The following is a 5046-nucleotide window of genomic DNA, read 5'->3' on the forward strand; positions in this document are numbered from 1 at the left end:
GCAATCGTGTCCACGCCCTTCATCCCCCTACACCACCCTCCGGTCGTACCGGAGGGCAGTCTGCGAGAACGAGGTTAGGGGGTCAGAATTGGACGCCGATCCCCCGCCTCACGGGGTCAAAGTTGCACGCCGAAACACAGCCACCGCATCGAGCGTGTCCGCTTCCAGGGCCTGCTTGGCCCGCGCGGCCATTCCACTGAGCTGCGCTCGGTCCGAGCCGGCATTGGTCACTTGGTGCGCCACGATCAGATGATGCTCGGTCTCGACCGCCACCTGGACGTTGTAGCCCGCCATGCCCGACCCGCGCCCGCTGGTTGCCATCGATCGTGCGTCGGGATCGGTCAGTGAGATCTGCCGGTCGGGCGCCGCCTTCATCTGCTCCTCCAGACCGGCCAACCGCTCCATCTCCTGCCCGAGGCGGGCGATCTTCTCCTTCAGCCGCACCACCTTGGCAGCCAGTTCGGGTGTGGGATCTTGACGATCGGCCGTGTCGAGCTGCGAGAGGTAGCGCGACACGCTCTCCTCGATCTGCTGGCGGCGCCGGTCGAGCTTCCCTTGCGTGAAGTTGCGGTCGCGGTTGTTGACCGCCTTGAACTTCGAGCCGTCGATCGCGACGCGTGTCCCCGTCAGAAGGCCCATCTCGCGGCACAAGGCGACGAAGCGGGCACAGACACGCCCGATGGCTGGTCCGTTCTGCCGGCGGAACTCGGCAATGGTCTTGTGATCGGGCGACAGCTGGCCCGTCAGCCACATGACCTCGACGTTGCGGCCCGCTTCGCGTTCCAAACGTCGGCTCGACGGGACCCGGTTAAGCTAGCGGTAGACGTAGAGCTTCAGGAGGGCCGCGGGATGGTAGCCCGGTCGTCCCGTCGCCGCCGCATCGACGCCCGTGAAGCCGAAGGCGCCAAGATCCAGCGCATCCACGAAGGCATCGACCACGCGGACCGGGTTGTCATCGGCGATCCAGTCTTCAAGACACGGCGGAAACAACGTCGTCTGATCGCGCTCGGCACCGACAACAAACCGTCCCATGCCAGCCTCCGGACAACCCGAAGAAAGATACCATCATCGGGGTTTTGACACATCCAGGGTCGACACCGGACGGCTCCAGCCGTCGGGAAAACGGTCGGATTTCTTGCAAGCGTACCAATAGGACGATTTTTTTTCTTGGGTTAGCGTCAGGCTCGAATGCTTATGCCTAGCGCACAGTCGTGGTCGAAATTTTAGCTGCTCCTCTCATCTCGCGGAGTTTTACACAGAGCCAGAGACAGTGTTGCATCTTGGCCTCATATCCCCAGCATTTGGTATGCTTACAAGATTCAATTTTTGCGGGAGCAGGGCGTAGACCCGTTCGGGCCGATTAGTTTTACATCGCTCTCATCCAGGCTCTCGTTCTACAATCCAAGAGCGAGCACCTCTATCAAGGGGCAGCGAGAAGCAAAATCATCTTAGAAGCATTCCATAAGATAATTGTTGGGCTATGCCGTCGATCGCACGATAAGCGGATCACATCGCCGTGATCGATAAGCATAGCGGCGATATTTTGCACGGGTGGACAGCAGTGTGATCGGCAAAATGGCTCTCTATCGTTTTAATAATGCACGCGGCCTAGTTCGTCCTTTGTGGCACGGCTCTCTTTACGCTGCGCTGCTGTCAACAACCTGTGGCATGATCGCGCCGACTATTGCAATCGCACAAGCTACTGCTTCAACAGATGTCGAGCTCGCTGATTTGAGTGTAACGTCGGAAGTCGCTGGTCGAAGCCTCGGCGGTGCTCTCTACGGGACTGGTGGTGCCGTTGGCGCTGTCCCCGGCTATGTTGCTAGCCGCAGCATCGTTGCGACCAAGACCGACACTCCAATTCTTGAGACGGCTCAATCAATTTCTGTCATCAGTCGCAAGCAGATTGAAGACCAGAACGCGCTCACTATCAATCAGGCTCTGCGCTACACCCCCAGCGTGACGACGGAACAGCGTGGCGCAGGTTCCACCCGCCTGGAGCAGTTCTCAATTCGTGGGTTTGCCGCGCCGCTCTTCCTAGATGGGCTGTCGCTGCCCGGAAGCCGTGATGCTTCGCCCACTGTCGATCCCTACCGGCTTGAGCGTGTGGACGTGATAAAGGGGCCGGCGTCAGTGCTCTATGGGCAGTCGGGTCCAGGCGGCATCGTCAATCTTGTATCGAAGGTGCCGCAATTCGTCCGTCATGGCGAAATCTTCGTCCAGGGTGGTGGCTTCAGCGAGGTGCGCGGCGGTTTTGACGTTGGAGGCCCGCTTGGTGATGGTACTGGTGGGGTCGCGGACCAGTTCGCCTACCGGGTGGTTGGCCTGGGTTGGAAGGGTGACGGGCCGGCGGTGACCACAGAGGTTGAGCGCTTCTTCATCAATCCAAGTTTGACCTGGCGGCCCGACGCAGACACGCAGCTAACTATCATTGGCAATTACGAGCGCGATCCGTTCTCCGGCTTCTATGGCGGCTTCCCGGCAGTGGGCACTGTAAAGGGCGGACCAATTCCAGGCCGCTGCGGCGGAGCAAAACCAGGCCAATGGCCGCTGGCCGTTTGAACGATGAAGGGGCCCGATCGGGCCCCTTCATCGTTCGTCGCCGATCGTGAAGCTCAAGTTGGCAGGATCTCGCCCGTCTCGGGATCGTGGGGGTCGGCCGTGGCCTGGTTTTGCTCCGCCCTGCCGTCGGCGCGACTGCGCCGGCTGCGGGAGGATTTGAGGCGGTAGCTGTCGCCGTTCAGGCTGAGGATGCTGACGTGATGGGTCAGCCGGTCGAGCAGCGCGCCGGTGAGCCGCTCCGATCCCAGAACCGAGGTCCAGTCCTCGAACGGCAGGTTCGAGGTCACCACGGTGGAGCCGCGCTCGTAGCGTTGCGAGAAGGTCTCGAACAGCAACTCGGCCCCCGTCGGCGACAGCGGCACGTAGCCGAGCTCGTCGACGATCAGGAGCTTCGCGCAAGCGAGTTCGCGCTGCAGCCGGAGCAGACGCCGCTCGTCACGGGCCTCCAAAAGCTGGTTGACCAGAGAGGCCGCGGTGATGAACGCGACCGAGAAGCCCTTCTGACAGGCCGCCAGGCCGAGAGCCAAGGCGATGTGGGTCTTTCCGGTGCCGGAGTTGCCGAGCGCGATGACGTTCTCCCGGCCAAGGATGTAGCCGCAGCGCGCCAGTTCCAGGACGAGCATCTTGTTCAGGCTCGGGATTGCGGTGAAGTCGAAGGTGTCGAGGCTCTTCACCGCCGGGAAACGGGCCGACCGGATCCGGCGTTCGACCATGCGCCGTTCGCGATCGATCAGTTCCAGCTCGACCAGACGGAGCAGGTAGCGCGGATGGTCGATGCCGCCCTGGGCGCACTCCCGGGCGACCTTGTCGTACTCGCGCAGCACCGTGGGCAGCTTCAGCTGCTTGAGGTGGTGGGCGAGCAGGATCCCCGGCGTGCCGCCGGTGGTGCCGCCCGGCATCGTCTCGTCACGCGCCGTACTCATGCTGCCACCTCCGGCACCAGCACCGTGTAGTCGGCGGCCACGGTCGTCCTCACCATGGTCCTGGGCAGATGCGGATAGGCCGCCAAGTCGAGCCGGGGCGGTCGTCGTTCGAGCCGGGCCAGCGCGATCAGCTTGACCGCGTCGAAGCCGATCGCCCCGAGCCGGATCGCGTCGGTGACGGCCGAGGCCACGACGTCCTTGGGCATCGCCTCCATCAGGCGCAGCACCTGGATGAACTCGCGCTTGCCGCGGTTGCCCATGCGTGCCTCCAGGAGGTGGCGCAGGTGCTGGAACGCCTCGGGCAGATCCCAACCCCGGAGCGCGGCCGCCTGGTCGAGAGCGTTCGGTTTGGTCTCTATCAGTGTGAGGCAATGCAGCGGATCGAAGACAAACATACCGGTGCCGTAGCGACGCGGGTGCCGGGCGATCTCGATCCCCGCACACAAGATCACGACCTCCTCGACGAAGCCCTTCACCAGCACGTCCCGGAAGCCGTAGGCGGTCGGCACCGAGTAATCGTTGCAGCGGTAGCGAACCAGCGCGGTCGAGGAGACGCGCCCAGCCCGCTTCTCGCACGGCTCCTACGGGACCGCCGGCAGGGCACGCAGGACGGCACGATCGGCGACCAGTCGCGTGCCGATGCTCTCGGCATGCTGCCCGGCCCGTTCATCCTGCCGGGTCCGGCAGGGTCGCTCCAGATCCGCGTTCAGCGCCTCGAAGGACGCCGCCACCGGGGCCGGGGTCATGAAGTTGGACCGGGCGTACTTGACCAGGCCTTCGACCTTGCCCTTGTCGTTGCCCTTGCCTGGACGCCCGAAGCGGTCTCGGAACAGGTAGGGGCTCACAAGCTCGGTGAAGGCCCGGGTGCGCTCGCGTTGACCCCCGCCGCAGATCTTGGCGACCGCGATCTTGGTGTTGTCGTAGAGGATCGACAGCGGCACGCCGTCGAAGAACCCGACGGGGGCGACATGCCCGTCGAGGAACGCCTCCGTGGTCTCCCGTGGATACGCCTTCACGAAGCAGGCGTCGGAATGCGGCAGGTCCATGCAGAAGAAGTGGATCGCCCTGTTCACACCGCCGATGGTGGCGACCGCCTCACCGAAATCGACCTGGGCATGACCCGGCGGGTGCGCCAACGGCACGAAGGTCTCTCGCCCGCTCGCGCGTGCGATCCGGACTTGGTCCTTCCAAGGCCGTGTAGCCTCCGCCGTAGCCGTGCTCGTCGCGGAGACGCTCGAAGATCCGCTTGGCCGTGTGCTGCTGCTTGACGGGCGCGGTCCGGTCCGCCTCCAGGATCGCATCGATCACCGGTAGCAGCGGACCCAGCTTCGGCTTCTTGACCGGCTTCGAGCGCGTGTAGCCCGGCGGCAGCGAGAATCGGCACATCTTGGCAATCGTCTCGCGGTTCAGCCCGAACACTCGGGCCGCCTCGCGACGAGAGTTGCCGTCGATGAAAACGAACTGCCGAACGGCCGCGTAGACTTCCACGGCAAACATCCTGGGCCCCTCCCGAAAGAGAAGCCTCTCAAACTGGCCGACTTTTACGCCGCCCGCATCAGCA

General features: G+C 63.6%; 1 protein-coding gene and 3 pseudogenes. 1 reads left to right on the top strand and 3 read right to left on the bottom strand.

The window, feature by feature from the left end; all coding sequences use genetic code 11:
- Positions 1-138: 138 nt before the first annotated feature.
- Positions 139-1032, bottom strand: a pseudogene (locus MKK51_RS01365) (IS1182 family transposase); the annotation flags it as partial.
- Between the two features lie 636 nt (positions 1033-1668).
- On the opposite strand from MKK51_RS01365, the pseudogene MKK51_RS01370 reads away from it, so the two are divergent.
- Positions 1669-2553, top strand: a pseudogene (locus tag MKK51_RS01370) (TonB-dependent siderophore receptor); the annotation flags it as partial.
- A gap of 62 nt (positions 2554-2615) precedes the next feature.
- On the opposite strand, the gene istB reads toward MKK51_RS01370, so the two are convergent.
- Positions 2616-3485 (bottom strand): IS21-like element ISMex8 family helper ATPase IstB, encoded by an 870-nt coding sequence (istB, locus tag MKK51_RS01375; RefSeq protein ID WP_243974515.1) that lies wholly within the window; start codon positions 3483-3485, stop codon positions 2616-2618.
- Positions 3482-4982, bottom strand: a pseudogene (gene istA / locus MKK51_RS01380) (IS21 family transposase). Before istA ends, istB begins: the two are co-directional and overlap by 4 nt.
- Between the last annotated feature and the right edge of the window lie 64 nt (positions 4983-5046).

It is taken from the genome of Methylobacterium sp. E-045, assembly GCF_022829685.1.
Lineage (GTDB): Bacteria > Pseudomonadota > Alphaproteobacteria > Rhizobiales > Beijerinckiaceae > Methylobacterium.

What these genes read in the sequence shown, in the direction of transcription:
- istB (WP_243974515.1), bottom strand. Translation starts at nt 3,485, where the DNA reads ATGAGTACGGCGCGTGACGAGACGATGCCGGGCGGCACCACCGGCGGC.